We start from the raw sequence: 21,682 nt of genomic DNA, 5'->3' as shown, positions 1-21,682 counted from the left end.
TCTTCCCGTTTCACGTGGAACAAACAGAGCGTTCGATAAATTTCGCGCTCTTTTGCATATGAAAAAAGGTGCTGCGCGCACCTTTTTTTCATTTATTCTGCTGTGTTTTTCATCTGATTTCTTCTGCGTTCCTCTTCTTCTGCAATAATTTCGTTATCTTCTGCATTGTCCCGTGTGACTTTTTGAGTCAAGATCGCTCCGACAGCGACTAAAATCATGACGGCGATATAGTAGCCTTTTTCATTCAACTGCAGGTTATCCGCGTTATAAAGACCAATTGAAAACAAAAAGACGCCTGCAATAAATGTGAAGTATGCCAAAAACGTAAAAGCAGGTGTGTTTCTTCTTCTATACCTTTGCATGGTATCCCTCCTCATTTATTTTATGTTTAGCAAAGGTCTTTTATAATAAAAGTCATTATTTAATACCATAAGTTACACTTAAAGAATATTTATGTATATTGGCGGGGTATGTTTTTCAAAGACAATTACATGGAAATTAAAACTGTTTATAGGGTTCCCGGTAGATGATGAAGCTCATTTATGCTAAAATATTCGTACATAGTTTGAGAGTTGAAACTATTGCTCATAACGAGCTTATATAACTCCAAAGGGTATCTGACACAGTCGTCGATCACCGGCTTAGCTGGCAACATTTACGCTGTTTGTGAGACCTTTGCCAAAGTGGTAAAGGTTCTTTGTCTATAAAATAGAAATGGAGCGTGTTTCGAATTTAATATTCAGGTGATGATCCAATAATGAATATTATTTTGAAGGGAAGAACACATTTAGTTGGACATAGATATACGAAAGAAAGTGTTATTGCTTATTACGTTTATTTTAACAGCAAAACTTTACGCATCGGCGATTATCACATTAGATCCGCTAAACCCGCCGCGTAATCTGGTCATTAGTGAACCACAGAAGGTTTTCATTGAAAGATGGCCGTAAAAATATGACAAAAGCCGACACATTCATTTGTGTCGGCTTTTTTACGATATACACAAAGTACGTCACAAATTGGTAGATTACAGTATAATAAAGGTTCAAAATAACTACAAAAAAACAATTTTCTTGAAGGGAATATTTGGGCAATGAAAGGTGTGGAATCTTGGGGAGAGTATGGATTGCGGGCTTGATATCATTAAGCCTGCTAATATATGCAGCACCGTCTGCAAAAGCAGTTGAAGAGCATCAGACAGGTGAAAAAGAGGTAGTTATCGTCTATAAAAATAGCCAGGGGAAAAAGGCCGTTTTACAAAATAACAGTGAGGTAGCCTATCAATTTAAAACAGTTCCAGCTGTAGCAGTTACAGCAACAAAAAAAGACTTGCATCGTTTAGAGAATAATCCCCATATTGAATCAATAGAAGAGAATATTACGTTTTCGGCAGATGGGAGTAAACCTGATGCAGCCTATCGTGCAGCTAGTTTTCAAACGGAATATGAGCAGTGGAATGTACAGGCTGTCAATGCATCACAAGCTTGGACGGATGGTTTTACAGGAGCAGGCGTAAAAATTGCTGTGGTGGATACAGGAATCGCTTCACATGCTGATTTATCCATTGCAGGCGGCATGTCGACAGTGGACTACACAAGTTCTTGGACAGATGATAACGGGCATGGCACACATGTAGCCGGGATTATTGGAGCGAGGAAAAACGGCATCGGAACAGTAGGCGTCGCACCTGAAGCCCAATTATTTGCAGTGAAAGCATTGGGATCAGACGGTGAAGGGAAATTGATTGATATACTGGAAGCAGTTGACTGGGCAATCGCCAATAAGATGGATATTATTAATCTAAGCCTTGGGACAGACGGGGATTCACAACTATTAAATGAGATGCTTGATAACGCCTATGAACAGGGGATACTGATTGTGGGATCAGCAGGTAATAATGGGACAGAAGACGGCGCTGGGGAAACAACAACCTATCCCGCTAAATATGACTCTGTTATTGCAGTCTCCGCTGTTAATGTATACAAGCAGCGTGCTGCCTTTTCCAGCACAGGAAAAGAAGTAGAGTTTACTGCACCGGGTGAAGCTGTCATCAGTACATATGTTAATGAACAGTACGCATCAATCAATGGCACCTCACAAGCAGCGCCTCACGTATCCGGATTATTCGCTTTATTAAAGCAAAAGTATCCAAGTAAGACAAACGTAGAACTGCGTCATGAAATGAAACGATATGCGGAAGATTTGGGCGCGGTGGATCGTGATCCATGGTTCGGCTATGGATTAACAAGCTATATGCAAACACATCCAGCTGACAATAGGTCTAATATAAATGAAGAAACGTTTAATCATATCGAGCAGGCAGTTGAATCCATTGCACTGGCAGATAAAACAAGAAAGCTATGGGATTATGATACCGCCAGAAACGTGATTGGGAAATTACCGGACGGCACAGATAAAGAAACGCTGCAGCAGGATTTAATAACATTACAGAAAAATCTTGAACTCGTCGAGTTTACATCACTTATTGACGTTCAGCCAAATAAAACAATGCGTATTGCCTTTAATACACCGATTGAGCCTCAGAGTGTGAATGATCAAAGTGTGTTTGTCCGCAATGATGGAACAGCTGTAAATGACGTGGAATTATCGTTGAGTGAAGAAAGTAAAGTGATTTTGGTAAAGCCCCCGGCAGATGGATATGTGTCCAGAAAGACATATTTTTTATATGTCGACCGGACGATAACATCTGTAAAAGGGAAGCCTATAAAGTTTCCTGTTATCGTGATGTTTACTGTGAAGTAAACTACGGGATCCTGCACTTATAGCGGCAGGATCTTTTTCAGGAAATTAAAGCGAACAGCCTGGTAATCGTTTTGTTATTCCGCTAATTTATCCGCATATGCTTTTGCATATGGCGGCAGGTCTGGCGGGCGGCGGCTTGAGAGGCCGTCTGTCATAACCGCTTTATTAAGCCAGGCCGCTACCCGCATTCGTCATATGATCTTTAATGCCGGGTGTACTCCAACGTTTAGCCCGTTTAAAAAATTTGCTGAAATGAGCACCCAGCCGGCGTGGCAAGTTTGCACGATCGGTTTTTTGCTTCGTTCATGCTTGTTTTTAACTGGATGTACTAACCCAGAGTATAAAGAAAATATGAAAAAGGGAAATGAGGCGCTGGGGAAAAAGATCACGTAACAGCCGAAAAGGCATTCTCTGCTGCTATAAAAGCAGAACCAGATGATAACTAGAAGAGATAACGTTTCCTATACTACAGCTAAATTCTGGCCTGACGTTATGGCTGGTGGCTGCCATCGTACAAAGCCGTATGCAGGTGGTTGGTCTCCTACCTCTCTAGCCAGAGATTTCACAAAATACGTAGCTGCATATAATTGCCATAGAAGATATAATGGTGCATATCACAGGTAGTTTTTGCAACTGCTGGCAACAAATCAGGGGCCAACAATAATTTTCTTTCTAGCCATTTAATTTATGTCACTTAAATTTTAAAAGATTAAACAGTTAATTTAATACATACAACAAAACAATAGCTACTACCGGAGAAAAAGCTAATATTTTTTTGAGAACTGCAGAATTTACGAATGTTTTAATGAGATAAAAAAGGATTGAGCCTACAGTAGTTAGAACAGTGGCGGTTGTTAAAAAGTACGAGAATTCATCAAAAGGGAGATAGAATAAAGATAAGCCGGCACCTACTGCTATCCCTATAAACAGATAAAAAACTAATCCTGCCCTTTTTTTATGCTTAAATGAAACGGCCTTAAATAAAAGAATCTCAAGTCCATATGCGGCCATACATATCAAGGTTACTAAAGCAGTTACAACAAGCGTGCTGAATACATAGCCGTACAAACTGTATCCATTACCATTCCAGCTATCGGTTGTAAATCCCCCTAAGAAAAATCCATGTGCATAGATTAATGCAAAAACTAATGTAGCTCCAAGTGCTGAAATCAAATTTAGAGTTCTAGTCATTTTTCCACTCCATCTTCTTTTAACTGCTTTATTAGAATATCATTTATACAATTTGATGCCAACATAATTTTCCTTTTTTTGAAAAATTAACAACCGAACTTGCTGCCCGAAGCATCGGCTGGGTCTGCAACATTGAATGCAACGTCTCCAGCTCAGACGAAAAAGTTTTATCACATGCCGGATCAGCAGTTTTAAGACCGTACCGAACGTTAGTGAGGAGAACATGTTAATTGGAAGTTCTGTCCCTAAGGTTGGACTTTTTATTGCGATAGTATTCTGTGGTTTCATAATGAAGAAAAAGCAGTCCGGTGTCTGAACCGGACTGCTTTGTTTTATCCATATGTTTTTTCAAGTTTGTGCAGTTTTTTGTCTAAGATAAAGTTGCCGAATGGGATGAAGGCGACAGCGACAGAAAGAAGCGGCCAGATTAAGTTCCACCGTGTTTTGATCGTCACATAAGCAATGACAATACAATATGTAATAAACAATGCCCCGTGAATGGCTCCGACAATACTGACGGCTTGTGGGATATTAAACCAGTACTTCAACGGCATCGCAATAAAAAGAAGGACAAGAAGCGAGATGCCTTCGAAATACCCCATAAAACGCAGTTTGCCAATCGTAGTTTTAAGCATATTTTCCTCCCGAAGAACAAAGTGTTGTTCTTTTAAACATAACTGAATTGAGGGGGAAATTCATCTTTTTCCTGCCGCGTTCACGAGATTGTCAGAAGATAATACCAGGCAAAAACCCTTTCCTGGGACAGGAAAGGGTGCTAATCGTCTTTATAAAAATCGTTTACGGACATCAGGCGAGGGCAGCATGCAATGGTCCTCCTTCTTTCCGAACCACTTGTAGCGGTTTCGTGCAATAAAGTCATACAATAGGTTGCGGATTGGGCTCGGGACAACCATTAAGGCATAAAATAACTTCCATCCGCCGGCTAAATGTCTGGAAATACGCAATGCAGCCGCTGATTTAAAATACGCCTTCCCATTTTCGACCAGCATAATGCTATCCACGTCTTCAGACACGTTATATTCTTTTATCAGCTTCCGCCCAACATCGCTCTGCAATGAGGCAAAGTGAAAATATCCCTTGGAATCGCGTTTTATAATAAATTGCACACTGGAATCACAAAAGTTGCATTCACCGTCAAATAATACAATCGAACTCATTTTTTTTGCCTCCTAAATAAAGAGTGTTGTCTTATTAAAGTAGCCTTTTTTACAAGGTTTAAAACAAGACTTTAAGAAAGTGTCACGTCGCATCCGTTTTTAAAAAGTAATGAATTGTTACAAAAATGGCCGCGGAGATAAGAATAAGTCCTGTCAAAAGAAAGCCGCCGGATGCGGACAGCGCGAGCAGTCCGGTGACGCCCGAACCTGCGACAACACCGAGAGAGAAGAAGGCGTAAAAGTACCCGTATGCTTTGCCGCGCTGTCCCGGTTCAACGGCGCCGACCAGCAATGAATTGATGGACGGGAATAAAAAAGCGAATCCAACCCCATACAGTCCCATCAAGAAATAAAGTGCTCCGGGGCTCGCTGCTTGCCCGAGTAAAATGAGGCTTGATCCCATCATCGCAATCCCGAATGAAAAAGTATGAACGGGTTTTAAAACATCAAACAGGCGGTTTGTCGGCAGTAAAAAGACGAGAATGGCGACGATGCCGAATGTGCTTAAAAGCAGCCCGCTTGTTTTTGTATCATAGCCGAGGTGAATGACTTTAAGAGGAAGCATATACGCCATTACACCTTGCGAAAACATAAGCAGAAAAGCGCCGGTAAAAGCTTTTAATACATCAGGATGGCGAAATATTCCCGCTGGTGCATCCTTTTGACGTGGGGCTGCCTCGATATTGGCGCGCAGAAAATAAACGGCCAGCACCCCGAGCAATAGCATAATAACTGCGTTTACCGTCAAAACAGTTGTCTCACTTGTCCGGCTGGCGATAATACCGCTGAATGCCGGCCCAATAATAGCTGCAAGACCGACGAATGCACCGGAAATCGCCGCCCCTTTTCCTTTTTTCTCATTTGCTGTGGCATTGGCGAGATACGTGAAAGCCGCCGGTGTGATGAAACCAGCCATTAAACCGTGAACAAAACGGATGACCAAAAGCACCCATGCATTGTCAGCGGCATTATACAGGAACAAGGAGATGCTGGCAGCGAACAAACCTGAGACAAGAACAATAAAAGGTCCTTTTCTATCGGTTATAAAACCGGATAGGATGTTTCCTATCGTATTGGAAAACGAGTACATGCCGACGATGAAACCGGTCAGAAACGGCGCTGCGCCAAGTGATTCAGCGAAGGGGCTCATAATCGGCAGCTGTGTAAATAAATCAAAAAATGAAAAAAAGACAATGATATAGATGAATTTGCGCATGAACGTAGCACCCTTTAAACGAATTGGATAATTCCATCATCTGTTACAGACTGTACAGGTGTCAACTTTGATGAACCCGGGCAATATTAGTTTGAATTTGTAAAGCTATGCTATACACTATGAAAAATGCTGGATACGAAAGAAGGATTATTGATGATTCAATCACTAAAAACATTTATTCATACAGCACAGCATCCTGAGGAAGCGGATATCATTATACAAAATGGATTGATTGTTGATGTGTTTTCGCTTGAAACGTACGAAGCAGATGTTGCGGTTAAAGATGGATACATCATTGGGATTGGTACATATAAAGAAGGGAAAACGATTATTAATGCAGCAGGCAAATATGTGATGCCAGGTTTTATTGATGGCCACATTCATATTGAATCGACGATGGTCACGCCGGCTGAATTCTCAAGGGCGCTCTTAAAACACGGCGTGACAACTGTGATAACGGACCCTCATGAAATTGCCAATATTGCGGGAGCGGAAGGCATTCAATATATGCTGCAAGATTCCAAGTATGCGGAAATTGATATAATGATGAAGATGCCTTCTTGTGTACCGGCGACGCCATTTGAACAAAATGGAGCTGCATTGAAGGCAGATGACTTGCGCCCGTTTCTTTCACATCAAAACGTCATTGGTCTCGCTGAAGTGATGGATTATCCTTCTGTACTTCAAGCAGATAATGAAATGCTGGAAAAAATCTCGATGACCATTGAACATGGCTTGACGGTGGATGGACATGCTGCCGGGCTGTCAACTGATGCATTAAACGTTTACAGTGCGGCGTTGATCCGGAACGATCATGAAGCGGTGACAGCAAATGAAGCAAAAGACCGTGTTCGCCGGGGCATCCACGTCCTTGTTAGAGAGGGTTCGGCTGCTAAAGATTTGCTGGCGATTTTGCCCGCCATTACTGAGCGGAACAGCACACGGTTTTCGTTTTGCACGGATGATAAGCACTTGGACGAGCTGGCGGAAGAAGGAACAGTAAATTATGCAGCACGTCTAGCTATTAAAAACGGGCTTGATCCTCTAATCGCTATTCAAATGGCAACCCTTAATAATGCAGTGTGCCATCAGCTGAAGGATAAAGGGGCAATTGCACCGGGATATTCAGCTGATGTATTAATTGTGGAAAATTTAAATGAGCTGCGTCCTTCGACAATTGTGAAAAACGGAAAAGTGGTTGATTTGAACACTCTGCAAGCGAAACATGCTGAGATTCCTGCGCTTGTGAAAGAATCGGTCAAGATGAAGAAAGTAGACAAACGATCATTAGAAATTCCCCTGCAAGACGGTCAAAAAGCAATGATTATAGAAGTATTGCCCGGGAAATTAATAACAAATAAATTGATTGAAGACGTGAAGATAAACGAAGGTTTTTTTGAAGCAGATGTAGTGCGAGATCAGCTGAAAATCGCGGTATGTGAAAGGCATCATGCGACGGGCAGTGTAGGAGTCGGGATTGTAAAAGGCTTGAAGTTGAAAAGCGGTGCTATCGCGTCAACTGTTGCACATGATTCCCATAATCTTGTCGTTGCCGGAACAAACGATGAAGATATGCTCGTGGCGATAGAAGCGATTGAACAGATGCAGGGCGGATTAGTGATTGCAGACAAAGGGCAGGTGCTCGCGTCTGTTCCGCTCCGTGTCGGCGGCATTATGTCGGAAAAGCCATATGAAGAAGTGGTGAAAGAGCTGCATCAGTTGCATGAGAAGCTTTCTAGTTTATCAGAGGAGACGCAAAACATTTTTATGATTTTATCTTTTTTATGCCTGCCGGTTATCCCGAGCTTAAAGCTGACTGATCAAGGATTATTTGATGTTGACTCATTTCAGCATATTGGAGTTGGTTTAAAAGCATAAAGCCTATATAGCGGGTTCAGCTGATAGACATAAAAAGCCGGACATGGCAGACTTGAACAATTGTGATAATTGTTTCATCTTAATAAAGTAGAAAAAGAGGCACACGATCAATTACAATAAATGTAATAGATCGTGTGTCTCTTTTTTACAAAGGAGTGAAACTGTGAAGAAATTGATCGTGTTTTTGCTTATTTATGTTCTGGTATTTGGAAGCTCGGTCTATTTAAGTCAGCTTTCACATTCCCGGCCAGTTGTCGAGGATGCAGGGCGGTTATTACCGGCTGCTGTGAAAAGGATTGAACCGGCGGACGGGAAAGAATCATTGAAAAAGATTGTGACAAAAGCGAAAGAAACAAACGACAAGCTGACGATTGCAGGTATGCAGCACAGCCAGGGTGGACATACGTATTATCCGGATGCTGTCATGATTGATATGAAGCCATACAATAAAATTATTGCATTTGATCCTAACAAAAAGAAAATAACCGTACAAAGCGGCGCGACATGGGATGACATTCAACGGCATGTGAATCCATACGGGCTGGCCGTAAAAGTGATGCAGTCGCAAAATATTTTTACAATTGGCGGATCGTTGAGTGTAAATGTGCATGGGCGGGATATTCGAAATGATTCACTTATTGACACAGTGGAATCGTTTCGATTGCTGACTCCTGACGGTGAGATTATCAATGTCAGCAGACAGGAGAATGAGGATCTTTTTCCTTACGTTATTGGTGGATATGGTCTGTTCGGAGTTATTTTAGATGTCACACTTCACCTAACGGATGACGAACTATATAAAAAGAAAACCAGCACAATGGATTATAACAAGTATAGCGCTTATTTCGAAAAAGAAGTAAAAGAAAACCCGGATGTTAAAATGCATTTGGCCCGTATCTCAGTAGCACCGGAAACGTTTTTGCGAGAAATGTACGTGACTGATTATGTACATGCTGACAATCAGCAGGACCTGTTGAAGTACAATACATTAAAAGAAGACAGCTTTGTTGCAATCCCCAAATTTTTTCTTGGCTTGTCCCGATACAGTGATTGGGGGAAAAACATATTTTGGGACGTGCAAAAAAAATATATGGAACGTGATAAAGGAGCATTCGAGACAAGAAATAATGTCATGCGGTCCGATACTGATTTTATGGATTATGAAAGCGGCGGGCGGACAGAAGTACTGCAGGAATACTTTGTTCCAGTCGATGAGTTCTCCAGCTATATAGACGGTCTCAGGGACATGCTTGAAAAAGAAGATGATTTTAATTTGTTGAATATTACAATCCGATATGTAGAAAAAAGCGATAGCGATCAAGCCGTATTATCATATGCGAAAGAAGACATGTTTGCGCTCGTTCTTCTCATTAATCAAGGCCGTTCAGAACTGGAAATAAAGAAAAATGCAGCCGTTGTCCAAAATATGATTGATGTTACGCTGGAACATAACGGAAGCTATTATCTGCCTTATTTCCCCTATCCAACAAAAGAGCAGCTGAAGGAAGCATACCCGCTTGTGAATACTTTTTTTGAAAAGAAAGAAGCATACGATCCGAATAAAAGGTTCACCAACTATTTTTATGAGGAGTACGGTCGATGAGTTATCAACAATTTGTTTTTTCGCAGAGCATTATTTTCATGGCAAGCAGCATGATTTTTCCGTTTTATATTTTGCTGCTGCGCAATGTTGGGGACAGCTATTCACAGTTTGGCTGGGCTTACGGACTGTTTACCTTAACGGCGGCTGTCACCTACCCGCTTATTGGGAAAGTTTCAGATCAGATCGGAGACTGGAGCCTCCTGTTGTTTTATTCCTGGTCAATGGCCATTATCCTCCTTTTCTTTCCACTTGTTATGGAAGTGTGGCAAGTGTATATATTACAAGTGATTATGGGCATTCTAGGAGCTGTTCAAAAAAATACGGAGAAAACCGCACTCGCCCGTAATGTCGAGAAAAAAGCAGCAGGAGCAGAAATCGGCCGGTATCATTTCTGGACATCCGTGGGCGCTGCAGCATCGATTATATTAACAGGCTATCTGGTTGACTTTTTGACGATTCATATCATCTTTTATATTGCTTCATTGATGTACATGTGGAGTGGAATTATTTTGTGGAAGAAGAAAAAATCAATCAATAAGGAAAAATGAAAAGCATATGGCAGCGGCAGTGGCCATGTGCTTTTCAGTCTTTAAGATAATTGACAGTTTTCCATTTTTTCACTATAATGCAGTCGATGAAAGCAGGTGATAAAGATGAAAGTATCGTTAACAGACTATATAAGTATCACGATCCATCAAACAGATTTAAAGCTGACGAGCTGGGTAAAGGAAAAGCTTGCTCCTTTTAACCTTGCACCTGAGCAAAATTTAATCATGATGCTTCTCTGGGAAAAAGACGGACTGACGCAAAATGAAATTGCGGAGAAGCTTGATAAAGATAAAACGAATGTAACGCGCATGCTGGGAAGTCTTGAACAAAAAGGATTTATTAAACGGACGATGTCTCCATCCGATCGCCGGTCACTGCATGTGTGCTTAACGAATAAAGGCAAAAAACTGGAGTGTGAAATCATTCCGATTACGGAAGAGTTTCATCGTATGGTTACGAAAGATATTACGGAAGAGGAACTAAGGGAAATGAGCCGTATTTTGCTGAAAATGCGTCAAAATGTACAATGAGGTATTTTTAATTCATATAGTTGCTATAACAACTAAATATGTGATAAACTACTATTGTTTTATAAAAAGTAAATGGAGGAATTATAATGGCAAACGTATTATTTGTTAAAGCAAATTCGCGACCGATCGAACAGGCGGTCAGCGTTCAATTATATCAAGCATTTTTAGACAGCTATAAAAAAGAAAATCCATCCGATACAATTACGGAGTTGGATCTTTTTGCAGAAAACCTGCCTTATTACGATACAGACAAAATCAATGGCATGTTCAAACTGTCAAAAGGAATGGAATTGACTGAAGGCGAGAAAGCAGCTACAGATCTTGTGAACAAATATTTGAATCAATTTTTGGCAGCAGATAAAGTAGTTATTGCATTCCCGCTTTGGAACTTCACGATTCCAGCTGTTCTTCATACGTACCTGGATTATTTAAATCAGGCTGGCAAAACGTTCAGCTACACAGCTGAAGGACCGGTTGGCCTTTTGAAGGATAAAAAGGTAATTTTGTTAAATGCACGCGGTGGCGTTTATTCAGAAGGTCCTATGCAATCACTTGAAATGGCTGTCAATTACGTAAAAGCGGTCCTTTCTTTCTGGGGTATTCAAGAAGTACAAACAGTGGTTGTGGAAGGACACAACCAGTTCCCTGATCGTTCAAAAGAAATTATTGATGCGGGTATTAAAACTGCAGAAGAAGCTGTATTAAACTTTTAATTATTGGGCTGTCTCACTTGATGAGACAGCTTTTTTTATATGCGGCAAAAAAACACATGCTGTTGAGATAAATCTGGACGTTTTTTTTGATAGGTCATGCTTCGGAAAATTTTGTATAATAGATCAAAGGGGAGCACGTCTTTTGGGGGATGCCTGATGAATAAATATATTTATGCGCTATTAGTTGTTGTCACAACTGCTTTAATGGGATCGTCGTTTGCAGTCGGGAAAATAGGGCTCTCTTATTTTTCTCCTCTTCTGCTAATAGCATTCCGGTTTACGATTGCCGGGATCGTGATGGCCGCGGCAGTTAAGTTAATGAAACGTCCGCATCCGAAAACGGTAAAACAATGGGTGCACATGGCGACTATCGGTTTTTTTCAAACAGCGGCAGTCATGGGCTGTATTTTCTTAAGTTTGAGGACGATTACATCAGGGGAGTCAGCGATTTTAACGTTTACAAATCCATTGCTCGTCGTTGTATTCGGAACGTTGATTTTTCGGACACGATATCGGCTGCTGCAGTGGATCGGTGTGTTACTTGGTCTGATAGGGGTCTTTATTACAATGGGCGGACGCCTGGACGTCGAAATCGGTACGTTGCTTGGATTTATGTCGGCTGTTTCCTGGGCTATTGCAACGCTGCTCATTAAAACATGGGGAGCACCTCGTCTTGATACGTGGGTGCTTACAGCATATCAAATGTTATTTGGGGGATTATTTTTGTTTGCGGGCAGTTTCTTGCTTGAAGATCCATTTGTTGAAGTGAATGGAGCTTCGATGTTTATTTTACTATGGCTGGCATTTATGGCGTCCATTGTGCAATTTGCAGGGTGGTTTTACTTGCTGCAGACAGGTGACCCGGGTAAAACAAGCGCTTTTTTGTTTCTCGCTCCATTCTTTGGTGTGTTGACAGGCTGGCTTTTGCTCGATGAGCAGCTGCATTTATACGTGTTAACAGGGGGAGCGCTTATATTTATTGGAATATTCCTTGTGAACTGGCAAAGTCGAGCGGTAAAAACTGAAAAATGAAAACATTTTCTTTTTAAGCTTGCTTAATGTGCATATTACTGTTACAATGAAAAAGAATTATTTTTGTTCGAGAAGTACAAGTGCTGTAAAGCTTATTGTCTTGATATTGCTTTGAGCAGGAATAGTATTATTTTGTGCAATCGCACAACGGGAGGCAACATAACATGGAACAAGGTAAAGTAAAATGGTTTAATGCAGAAAAAGGATTCGGTTTTATCGAGCGCGAAGCTGGAGACGACGTATTCGTTCACTTCTCAGCAATTCAAGGCGATGGCTACAAAACTCTTGATGAAGGTCAAGAAGTTACGTTCGAAGTTGAACAAGGCCAACGCGGTCCACAAGCAACTAACGTACAAAAAGCATAATCCATATATACATCGTAAAAATGCAATCTCACTTGAGATTGCATTTTTTGTTTGGAAAAGGTTTATTTGTCGAAAAAATTTTCTGTGTAATACGGCTGTGATTCTTCGTTAAATGCGACACCTACGCCTAAAAAGCGAAAATCATCCTGTAATATATTCTTCCGGTGACCTGCTGAATTCATCAATCCTTCATGTGCGAAAATACTGCTATATTGCCCGTACGCCAAATTTTCACCGGCAGCCATAAATTGAATGCCGTCGTCTTCCATACGGTCAAAAGGAGATTCACCTTGTAAATTTGTATGGTCAAAATATTTATTTTTCGCCATATCAAGACTGTGATCGCGTGCCGTTTCTCTCACTTGATCATCCCATGTTAATACCGGGAGCCCATGAAGAAGGCGGGTTGCATTTGTAACATCAAACAGTTGATATTCAAATCCTTCTTTTAAAGAAGCACTTGCGGCTGCATACATTCCTTTTCTGTCCTTTTCCAAATCTTCATCTATAATTTGAATAGCGGTAACCGTATTCTGTTCGTGCACATCATAAAAAATAGCCACATAATTACCATTGAGATGGTAATAATCATGCTCCTCTGATTCGTTCAAAATGTAATACGTCATTCCTTTTCGAATCTTATCCACCGGTTCACCAAGGTTTGCCCGAACCGTTTCCTTTGGGGTGTTGAGCGCAATGCCTTCTGTAGATGAAATTAAATCATGGCTCGTATAAAGCCCGTTCACCCGATTATTTTCATCGTACGACACCATTAAAAAGTTATGATAATTTTCATGGTACGCATACCAGTCGACACCATATTCATTTTGAGAACGACGTTTTGGGGTGCCAATCTCCTGCTCTACATCTGTCTTAGCGTCGCCTATCTGCACATTGTAAACGGAAAACATTTGAGAGTCAGGAGTGGCAAGAGCCGGTTTTTCTACCTGTACCGTGGACTGGTTGGATTCAATGCCAGACCAGCTTTCAATTTTGTTTGTTACTGTATCAACGGCATCAATGACAACCGGGTTTTTTCTTGCTTCTTTCACCTGTTCCCCGATGGCATCCATAAACGACAAATCGACATAAGGCTCTGCATATTCCTCCCATAGAGGCCGTGTATTATAAACAATTAGCAACAGCAGTAAAAATGAGAGTAACTTTTTCAATCATTCACGCTCCATTCTGCTTTTATTTTACCGAAAATGAATTGAATTTTCACGTGAAGCGATATTGGGATGCATAAAGGATTATTTGGAAATCAAACGCATTCGGGATATTCCTATTTAATCCGGAATGTTGTTGATTGTTCAAGAGGAGCCGATTCTTCATGAAGATTATGTACTTTCGCAAACAAATTTCCTTTTTTAAGCAGCCTAATAAACCGCTCTAAATTTTCCGGTGAACCTTCTGCATGAATGGCAACAGTTCCATTGTCCAAGTTTTGCGCCCAGCCGGTAATGTCATGTTCGACAGCTGTCATTTGGGCAAAATATCTAAACCCGACGCCCTGCACGTTTCCGGAAACATTCAATCGCTTTGCTTCTTTCACGAAAACCGCTTCCTTTCTATTTTCTTTTCTATATTCTACAATAGAAGAAAGGGGTGAGCGATGATGAAATCAATCGATCCAAATCAATTGCCAGAACGAGAAAATTATAAATTTTTAACGGGCAGCATTATTCCCCGTCCGGTTGCGTTTGTGACGACGCTGTCGGAAAAAGGTGTATTAAATGCAGCGCCGTTCAGTTACTTTAATATTGTGACGGCCAACCCTCCAATGATTTCCATATCGGTACAGCGAAATAACGGCGAGATAAAAGACACCGCGCGCAATGCCTCGGTGAAAAAAGAGTTTGTTGTTCATATTTCGGATGAAGAATACATTCACGAAATTAATAAAACAGCGAAATTTCTTCCGCCGGATGAAAGTGAAATGGACTTGACGAATTTAACACCAATTGAGAGTGAAAAAGTAGGTGTACCCGCTGTGAAAGAGGCGAAGATCCGTATGGAATGTGTACTCGAGAAAGTCGTTGCTCTCGGAGAAGGCCCTGCCTGTGACTTGTTAATTGGGCGCGTCATTCAATATCATATACGGGAAGATTTGTACGAAAAAGGGAGAATACATGCTGAAAAACTCGCACCGGTAAGCCGTCTTGCGGGAAATTATTACGCGAAACTGGGCGAAACGTTTGAAATCGTCCGCCCGAAATAGAAAAGAGGAAATGACCATGAACGGACAAAAAAGAAACGATATAAAACCGGGGATTGAAGTGAATATTGTGCTGAAAAAAGATCAGCGCACCGGAGCAAAAACAAGGGGCGTTGTGAAAGATATTTTAACGAATTCGAGCTTTCATCCGCACGGGATTAAAGTGCGCTTGCAGGACGGACAAGTCGGCCGTGTGTGTGATATTTTATAAAAATAAAAAAGATAAAGCATGTTAAAAACGGAGTAACGCGGTCAGAAACTGCGTTACTCCGTTTTGTAATCGTTTAGTCGTCATCGCCTCCAATAAAATCGAACAAACCGGCAAGTCCGCCTTCGCCTTTAGAACCTCCATTTTGAGGCATTGCCGCGAATACACGGCTTGCAAGACGGCTGAATGGAAGAGACTGGACCCATACGGTTCCTGGACCGCGCAGCGTTGCTAAAAACAATCCTTCACCGCCAAACAGAGCTGTTTTTACACCGCGCACCATTTCGATATCGTAATCGACCTCACCTGTCATCGCGACAAGACAGCCTGTATCAAGACGGATCATTTCGCCTGGTGCAAGGGTTTTTTTGTAGATGGTTCCACCGGCATGTACAAACGCCATTCCGTCACCTTCTAATTTTTGCATAATAAAACCTTCGCCGCCGAAAAATCCCGTGCCGAGTTTACGCTGCAATTCAATGCCTACTGATACACCTTTCGCGGCTGCGAGAAACGAATCTTTTTGACAAATGATTTTGCCGTTCAGTTCACTTAAATCCATTGGAATAATTTTCCCTGGATAAGGAGAGGCGAATGAGACGTGTTTTTTTCCGTGCACTTCATTTGTAAACGTCGTCATAAATAAACTTTCACCTGTCAGCACCCGTTTGCCGGCACCAATCAGTTTGCCCATTAATCCTCCGCTTTGATTAGATGAGGCATCTCCGAACACGGTCTCCATTTTGATGCCGTCATCCATCATCATTAAGCTCCCTGCTTCGGCAATTACCGTTTCCTTTGGATCCAGTTCCACCTGCACAAACTGCATGTCGTCCCCAAAAATCTCATAATCAATTTCGTGATTGTTCATTTGTAATCCTCCTTAAATGTCATATAAGAATACGATTCAACTTGTAATAAGTTTCAAAATGATCATACTTTACTTGCTGCTGCATAGTATAGTCTTACAACTCATATTCCCGGCTGGTGCCGTCCAGAATGACATTGGCAGCATCGGCCGGCTTTTTTGCGTTTATGTCTTCTTTCCCTAACGGCATCAAACCGTTCCCGGCATATTCCGGCTTTTTCTCCGGCACGCCTCAATGTTTTAGTATATATAAAGATTGACATTTTATAGTTTACCCCCTAAACTAACTATATAAAGTTTAGGGGGTAAACTATTAGTGGGAAATAAGCTTCGGGAAGCAGTGGAATTATTTGAAGAGGTGATGATTTACGGAACAGAGCGCGTGTTGAAATCGGTTGATGATCCAATATGGCGTGAGTATTCGCCCGAACAAATTCAAGTGATGAAAATTATCGGAAAACATGGTCCGATTTCGTCTGGAAATCTTGCAATCATGCAAGGTGTACATAAAAGTGCTATATCAAATAGATTGAAGAAGCTGCAGGAGAAAGAACTTGTGCAGGCTGCCAAATCAGGTGTTGATCAGCGCACGAAACTCATAGAATTAACGAAAAAAGGCGAGACGGTCGTCCATCAGTCCAATGAAGTGTTATACGGCTATATTGAACATCTATTGGAAGAACACGTGGAAGAAGGGGAAGTTGAGCAGTTTGTAAAAACCTTCCGTAAGCTGAAAGAAATTTTGAAATTAGGTGAAGAAGACAAATGAGACAAATTATAAAATGGCGCTGGCTTGTTATGATAGGCATCATTGTTTTGACGGCCGCATTGTTTATTCTTTCTCCAAATCTCACGGAGCAGGCGGAAAAAGCAGGGACGTTCCAGCTCCCGGACAATGCAGCATCACAAAAAGCATCTAAAATTCTAGAAGATGCTGGAGCAGACGAAGAAGCGATATCGCTCGTTTTTTCACTCGATAATAAATTAAATGAAACGACGCGCAAAACGATTGTACAGGCAATTGAAAAATCAAACGAGCTTGGTGAGCCGGTAACCGGTGTAATCAGCCCATTTGAAAGCGAAGAATTGGAAAAACAACTTGTATCGGAAGATCAAAAAACAGTGCTGGTTCCTGTGACAGTGGATGGAACGGAAGATGAAATTAACGAGCTCGCAGAAAGAATACGAGCGGACATTTTGCCTGACGATATAACAGCATATGTAACTGGTGAAGCGATTATAAATCATGATGTGAACTCGAGCTCTCAGGAAGGGCTGAAAAAGACGGAGATTATCACAGTCGCCTTAATTTTCGCGTTGCTCCTTGCGGTATTCCGGTCTGTGATTACACCACTGATACCACTTGCCGCGGTCGGTGTGACGTATTTATTAAGCCAGTCGCTTGTCGCCTTTTTTATAGAATGGTTCGGGTTTCCGGTATCAAACTACACGCAAATTTTCTTAGTTGCTGTTTTATTCGGAATAGGGACGGATTACTGTATATTACTGCTTAGCCGGTATAAAGAAGAATTGCATAACGGTCATTCAGTAGAGGATGCGATTGTTAATACGTATAAAACAGCCGGACGGGCACTGATCATTAGTGGTCTCGCTGTATTTATCGGATTTTCTGCAATTGGATTTGCCGACTTCCCAATCTTTAAATCAGCCGTCGGGGTCGCTGTCGGAATAGCGGTGCTTATAATGGTTCTGTTTACAGTCGTGCCGTTTTTCATGGCTGTATTAAAAGAAAAACTGTTCTGGCCGTCGAAAAAATCAGTTTCTCACAACGACAGCAAATTGTGGGCGTGGTTTAGCAAGCTATCTGTTAAACGACCGCTTCTCTCGATTCTTGTTGTCGCTGTTATCACGGTTCCACTTTTACTTATGTATGACGGTGAACTATCGTATAATACGGTTGATGAGATCAGCAGTGACTATGAATCGGTTAAAGGGCTTCATGCGATTCAGGAAGGATTCGGAAAAGGAGACTCCTTTCCGGTCAACGTGATCGTGAAAGGCAATGAAGACATCGTGTCAGAATCAACGGTGCCATATATAGAAGAACTGAGCAGAGAAATAGAGAAAGTAGATGGTGTGGAAGCAGTTCGAACGATTACCCGGCCAACCGGGGAAGTAATTGACGATTTGTTTGTTGACCATCAGCTTGGATTATTGTCAAAGGGGCTGTCTGACGCACGTGATGGTCTTGGTGACGTTCAATCCGGGCTGACAGAAGTACAAAACGGATTGTCGAGCATTGAAAGTCAGCTTCCATCAGGCGCATCGTCCGGTGCATCCGAACTTAGCGAAGCGGCGGAAGGACTCGGACAAATTACGGCTCAGCTCGGCCTTGTGTCGCAAGGACTGCAGCATTCAGGCAATGTAGAACAAACTGTTCAGCAGCTCGGCGCAATCCAGCAGCAGCTCGGTCAAATCAGCAAGGGAATCGGCACGGCTGCTGGTGAACTTGAAGGAGCATCAGGACAGGCAAGCAAACTTGGCGGCGGAGTTTCACAGCTTGCGAATGGAGTTGGTGAAGCCAATAAAGGGCTTGGTGAAATAGAAAAAGGTTTAGAAGATGCCGCAGCAATGATGGCGGATATGAGTAAATCAGACAGTGTGCGTAATACCGGCATGTACATACCGGAAGGCACGCTTGAAAAGAATGACTTTAAAAAAGTGATTGACCGCTATACGATCGGTGAGCAGAGAGGAATTAAGCTTGAGGTTGTTTTATCAGAAGATCCGTATTCACCGGAAGCAATCCACATTGTGGAACAAGTGAAAGCAGCCGCGGCGAATGCGGTTATCAATACGCCGCTTGAAGATGCCGAATTTGCGTACAGTGGCATTTCAAGCATGAACAGTGACTTGCAAAAAATCTCGTCCGAAGACTTTACACAGACGGTCACGATTATGTTAGTCAGTTTGTTCGTCGTTTTAGCAGTGTTATTCCGATCGGTCATTATGCCGCTTTACATGATCGGCTCGTTATTGTTGACGTATTACACGTCTGTTTCCGTCGCGGAACTGATTTTCGTGAACGGACTTGGATACGACGGCATCAGCTGGGCGGTTCCATTTTTCGGCTTCGTCATGCTTGTTGCACTTGGTGTTGACTATTCGATCTTCCTTCTTGATCGGTTTCGAGAAGAAGCAATCGATGGCGTAGGCATTCAGCAGGCAATGATGACATCGATGGCGAAAATGGGAACAGTCATTATTACGGCAGCCGTCATTCTTGCGGGAACTTTCGGTGCGATGATGCCATCGGGCGTTCTAAGCCTCGTCCAGATCGCGACCATCGTGATCACGGGTCTTTTATTGTATGGAGTCATTGTGCTGCCGCTTTTAATTCCAGCCATTACAGTTTCATTTGATAAAGGCGTCTGGTGGCCTTTTGGACGAAAATAATTTGGAATAGAATTGAGCTGTCTCTTTGAGACAGCTCTTTTTTCATGACAATAAGAGTATACTTTTTGACACTATATGATAAAAAAGTGCGTAAATATATTGCATCCCCAAAACATTGAACGAAATTTTAATAAATAACCCTTTGTAAATGAAAAAACAACCGGCTCAAAAGACCGGTTGTTTTTTCATGCTTGAGTAAAGAAGTTCATAATAAAATTACTTTTTCACTCCAACAACCCGAATCCGGCAATAATCCGCCGTCCAATGGTCACCGTGAAAGAAGGTTTCTTTCAACTCTTTCTCCGCACCGCCAATAATTCGCTCTTTGTCGATCTCTGACTGCTCACCCATCACAACATCGCCAAACATCGTAATCCAATTGCGCATACCGCTTTCGCCATCTAACCGTGTCGGCCGTTCGAAATGTTCAGCAAATGTGACATGGAAACCGGCTTGTTCCATCAACGCTGTATATTCGCCGATGGATGGGAAATACCATGGGAATGATTCTGCATTATAGTTTTTAATTTGATTGATGATTGCCCTGGAAATAAACGCAACGTTGCCTTTTCCGCCAAACTCTGCGACGAACCTTCCACCAGGCTTCAAACTGCTGTATATACTGCTTAACACTTTATTTGGCGGCTTAATCCAATGAATCGCAGCGTTGGAAAAAACGGCGTCAAATTCATTTTTATAGCCTAAATCGCGCGCATCACGGACCGTAAAAGGGATGTGCGGATATTTATGAGCCGCTTTTTCAATCATTGATGGGGACTGATCCACACCAACGGCTTCAATTCCTTTTTCTGAAAGGGTGTTGGCAAGGTCACCTGTGCCGCAGCCGACATCGAGAATTCGCTCACCAGCTGTTGGTGCAAGCAAGGTCACCACATCCTGTCCATATTCAGATACAAATCGGTGTTTTCCATCATAAAGCTGTGCGTTCCAGTCCATTCTTCATCGCCCCTTTTATAAGTATTGATTGAATTGTATCTTATTTACCATATAATGAATATTAACAAATTACAGTGAAATCAATAACAAATTGTTATAAGGGGATGAATAAATGGATATTAAATGGCTTCAAACATTTATAAAAGCAGCAGAACTGGAAAACTTCAGAATGGCCTCGGAAGAATTATATGTAACACAACCGGCTGTGACGAAACACATTCAGAGGCTTGAAGACTATTTAAACATTCAATTGTTTGAACGGATAGGGAAATCAATAAAACTTACACCGGCTGGACATAAATTTCTGCCGCTAGCAAAAGAAATAACCGCTTCTTTTGAACGGAATATGAACGCATTTGATTTATGGAAGCAGGGCTACAATAAAAAGCTGAATATCGCCTGTGCACCGCAAATTGCGTCCTCGTTTTTACCGGACCTGTTAAGCCAATTTATTAGCACTTATCCACATATTGAAGTCGACATAGATATTTTAAAATCATATGAAATCGCAGAAAAAGTAAGTACAGGTGCAGTTGACCTTGGCCTCGCACGCATGCCATCCGTTCATACGAATGTTATGTGCAGCACTATCCATGAAGAAAGTGTTGTACTTGCTGGCCCCATCACCGACACAGCAGAAGAATCATCTCTTCTAACCAAATACCGAGTTTTTACGAATAACCATCCGGGCTACTGGAAAGCTTTATTGAAAGAGTTGAAGGGGTCAAATCCGTACATAAAGACAATGGCTGTCAGTCAAATTGAAGTTACGAAGAGGTTTATCGAGACGGGACTTGGCATCTCCTATTTACCGGAGTCGATGGTAAAAGAAGAGATAGCGGCAAAAAAACTAAAAATCTATCCATCCAGCATCGCAGCAAGTCTACGGTCCGTCACGTACTTGATTGAGAAAATTGAAACGGAAGAGACTATGTTGTTTAAAGAGTTTGTAATGGTTTATAAAAAGCGTTCTTGAGAGATGAGAAAGGAAGTGAA

The 21,682-nt window shown here is 41.8% G+C and carries 23 protein-coding genes and 1 pseudogene; 14 read left to right on the top strand and 10 right to left on the bottom strand.

Translation table 11 applies throughout. From position 1 onward, the window contains the following. Positions 1-92 precede the first annotated feature (92 nt). The gene (locus BTO28_RS02010) at positions 93-362 is read right to left on the bottom strand and encodes a YiaA/YiaB family inner membrane protein (RefSeq protein ID WP_076763574.1); all 270 of its coding nucleotides are present in this window, start codon (positions 360-362) and stop codon (positions 93-95) included. A 429-nt stretch (positions 363-791) separates the two neighbouring features. Between BTO28_RS02010 and BTO28_RS17055 the strand changes: the two genes are divergently transcribed. Both BTO28_RS17055 and BTO28_RS02005 read left to right on the top strand, forming a co-directional pair. Then, positions 792-950, top strand: a complete 159-nt coding sequence (locus BTO28_RS17055) for a hypothetical protein (protein WP_158068774.1) — start codon at positions 792-794, stop codon at positions 948-950. 160 nt (positions 951-1,110) lie between these two features. After that, the gene (locus BTO28_RS02005; RefSeq protein WP_076763572.1) at positions 1,111-2,763 is read left to right on the top strand and encodes a S8 family peptidase; all 1,653 of its coding nucleotides are present in this window, start codon (positions 1,111-1,113) and stop codon (positions 2,761-2,763) included. Positions 2,764-2,837: 74 nt separating this feature from the next. Here BTO28_RS02005 and BTO28_RS02000 read toward each other — a convergent pair. The 5 genes and pseudogenes from BTO28_RS02000 to BTO28_RS01980 all read right to left on the bottom strand — a co-directional run. Beyond that, a pseudogene (locus BTO28_RS02000) lies at positions 2,838-3,068 on the bottom strand (DJ-1/PfpI family protein); the annotation flags it as partial. A gap of 412 nt (positions 3,069-3,480) precedes the next feature. Further along, complete coding sequence (locus BTO28_RS01995) at positions 3,481-3,954, bottom strand: hypothetical protein (protein WP_076763570.1); 474 nt, start codon at positions 3,952-3,954, stop codon at positions 3,481-3,483. A 332-nt stretch (positions 3,955-4,286) separates the two neighbouring features. Further along, positions 4,287-4,589 (bottom strand): DUF3817 domain-containing protein, encoded by a 303-nt coding sequence (locus BTO28_RS01990; RefSeq protein WP_076763568.1) that lies wholly within the window; start codon positions 4,587-4,589, stop codon positions 4,287-4,289. A gap of 150 nt (positions 4,590-4,739) precedes the next feature. After that, positions 4,740-5,132 carry a thiol-disulfide oxidoreductase DCC family protein gene (locus BTO28_RS01985; RefSeq protein ID WP_076763565.1) on the bottom strand — a complete coding sequence of 131 codons (393 nt, stop codon included), beginning with the start codon at positions 5,130-5,132 and terminating at the stop codon, positions 4,740-4,742. An 82-nt stretch (positions 5,133-5,214) separates the two neighbouring features. Then, positions 5,215-6,348 carry an MFS transporter gene (locus BTO28_RS01980; RefSeq protein WP_076763563.1) on the bottom strand — a complete coding sequence of 378 codons (1,134 nt, stop codon included), beginning with the start codon at positions 6,346-6,348 and terminating at the stop codon, positions 5,215-5,217. Positions 6,349-6,501: 153 nt separating this feature from the next. Between BTO28_RS01980 and ade the strand changes: the two genes are divergently transcribed. From ade to BTO28_RS01945, 7 genes are all read left to right on the top strand, one after another. Further along, positions 6,502-8,226 carry an adenine deaminase gene (gene ade, locus BTO28_RS01975; RefSeq protein ID WP_095532631.1) on the top strand — a complete coding sequence of 575 codons (1,725 nt, stop codon included), beginning with the start codon at positions 6,502-6,504 and terminating at the stop codon, positions 8,224-8,226. Positions 8,227-8,389: 163 nt separating this feature from the next. Continuing rightward, positions 8,390-9,829 carry an FAD-binding oxidoreductase gene (locus BTO28_RS01970; RefSeq protein ID WP_076763559.1) on the top strand — a complete coding sequence of 480 codons (1,440 nt, stop codon included), beginning with the start codon at positions 8,390-8,392 and terminating at the stop codon, positions 9,827-9,829. Continuing rightward, on the top strand, positions 9,826-10,377 hold the full coding sequence (locus BTO28_RS01965) for an MFS transporter (RefSeq protein WP_076763556.1): 552 nt from the start codon (positions 9,826-9,828) through the stop codon (positions 10,375-10,377). The genes BTO28_RS01970 and BTO28_RS01965 overlap by 4 nt, the downstream gene beginning before the upstream one ends. A 105-nt stretch (positions 10,378-10,482) precedes the next feature. Further along, on the top strand, positions 10,483-10,908 hold the full coding sequence (locus BTO28_RS01960) for a MarR family winged helix-turn-helix transcriptional regulator (protein WP_076763554.1): 426 nt from the start codon (positions 10,483-10,485) through the stop codon (positions 10,906-10,908). Positions 10,909-10,994: 86 nt separating this feature from the next. Continuing rightward, on the top strand, positions 10,995-11,621 hold the full coding sequence (locus BTO28_RS01955) for an FMN-dependent NADH-azoreductase (protein WP_076763552.1): 627 nt from the start codon (positions 10,995-10,997) through the stop codon (positions 11,619-11,621). A gap of 156 nt (positions 11,622-11,777) precedes the next feature. Next, positions 11,778-12,653: a DMT family transporter gene (locus BTO28_RS01950; protein ID WP_076763549.1), complete on the top strand. Its 876-nt coding sequence runs from the start codon at positions 11,778-11,780 to the stop codon at positions 12,651-12,653. Between the two features lie 164 nt (positions 12,654-12,817). Further along, a complete protein-coding gene (locus tag BTO28_RS01945) occupies positions 12,818-13,018 on the top strand; it encodes a cold-shock protein (RefSeq protein WP_045850241.1) in 201 nt (66 codons plus the stop codon). A gap of 62 nt (positions 13,019-13,080) precedes the next feature. Here the strand turns inward: BTO28_RS01945 and BTO28_RS01940 are convergent, their stop codons facing one another. Further along, positions 13,081-14,190, bottom strand: a complete 1,110-nt coding sequence (locus tag BTO28_RS01940; protein WP_076763547.1) for a CAP domain-containing protein — start codon at positions 14,188-14,190, stop codon at positions 13,081-13,083. 113 nt (positions 14,191-14,303) lie between these two features. Next, positions 14,304-14,573 (bottom strand): acylphosphatase, encoded by a 270-nt coding sequence (locus tag BTO28_RS01935; RefSeq protein ID WP_076763545.1) that lies wholly within the window; start codon positions 14,571-14,573, stop codon positions 14,304-14,306. Positions 14,574-14,636: 63 nt separating this feature from the next. On the opposite strand from BTO28_RS01935, the gene BTO28_RS01930 reads away from it, so the two are divergent. Together BTO28_RS01930 and BTO28_RS01925 are read left to right on the top strand one after the other, a co-directional pair. Further along, the gene (locus BTO28_RS01930; RefSeq protein WP_076763543.1) at positions 14,637-15,239 is read left to right on the top strand and encodes a flavin reductase family protein; all 603 of its coding nucleotides are present in this window, start codon (positions 14,637-14,639) and stop codon (positions 15,237-15,239) included. 16 nt (positions 15,240-15,255) lie between these two features. Then, positions 15,256-15,447, top strand: a complete 192-nt coding sequence (locus BTO28_RS01925; protein WP_076763541.1) for a YwbE family protein — start codon at positions 15,256-15,258, stop codon at positions 15,445-15,447. A 73-nt stretch (positions 15,448-15,520) separates the two neighbouring features. Here the strand turns inward: BTO28_RS01925 and BTO28_RS01920 are convergent, their stop codons facing one another. After that, positions 15,521-16,315: a TIGR00266 family protein gene (locus tag BTO28_RS01920; RefSeq protein ID WP_076763539.1), complete on the bottom strand. Its 795-nt coding sequence runs from the start codon at positions 16,313-16,315 to the stop codon at positions 15,521-15,523. A 313-nt stretch (positions 16,316-16,628) separates the two neighbouring features. On the opposite strand from BTO28_RS01920, the gene BTO28_RS01915 reads away from it, so the two are divergent. Both BTO28_RS01915 and BTO28_RS01910 read left to right on the top strand, forming a co-directional pair. Beyond that, positions 16,629-17,081 carry a MarR family winged helix-turn-helix transcriptional regulator gene (locus tag BTO28_RS01915; RefSeq protein WP_095532630.1) on the top strand — a complete coding sequence of 151 codons (453 nt, stop codon included), beginning with the start codon at positions 16,629-16,631 and terminating at the stop codon, positions 17,079-17,081. Further along, positions 17,078-19,729 (top strand): MMPL family transporter, encoded by a 2,652-nt coding sequence (locus BTO28_RS01910; protein WP_076763537.1) that lies wholly within the window; start codon positions 17,078-17,080, stop codon positions 19,727-19,729. The genes BTO28_RS01915 and BTO28_RS01910 overlap by 4 nt, the downstream gene beginning before the upstream one ends. 216 nt (positions 19,730-19,945) lie before the next feature. On the opposite strand, the gene BTO28_RS01905 is transcribed toward BTO28_RS01910, so the two are convergent. Further along, positions 19,946-20,686 carry a class I SAM-dependent methyltransferase gene (locus tag BTO28_RS01905; RefSeq protein ID WP_076763534.1) on the bottom strand — a complete coding sequence of 247 codons (741 nt, stop codon included), beginning with the start codon at positions 20,684-20,686 and terminating at the stop codon, positions 19,946-19,948. Positions 20,687-20,798: 112 nt separating this feature from the next. Between BTO28_RS01905 and BTO28_RS01900 the strand changes: the two genes are divergently transcribed. Continuing rightward, positions 20,799-21,662 carry a LysR family transcriptional regulator gene (locus BTO28_RS01900; RefSeq protein ID WP_076763532.1) on the top strand — a complete coding sequence of 288 codons (864 nt, stop codon included), beginning with the start codon at positions 20,799-20,801 and terminating at the stop codon, positions 21,660-21,662. The last annotated feature ends 20 nt before the right edge of the window (positions 21,663-21,682 follow it).

Source organism: Domibacillus epiphyticus (assembly GCF_001975785.1).
Lineage (GTDB): Bacteria > Bacillota > Bacilli > Bacillales > Domibacillaceae > Domibacillus > Domibacillus epiphyticus.
Note: the sequence above shows the minus strand (reverse complement) of the source record. Positions and strands in the feature narration are given on the sequence as shown.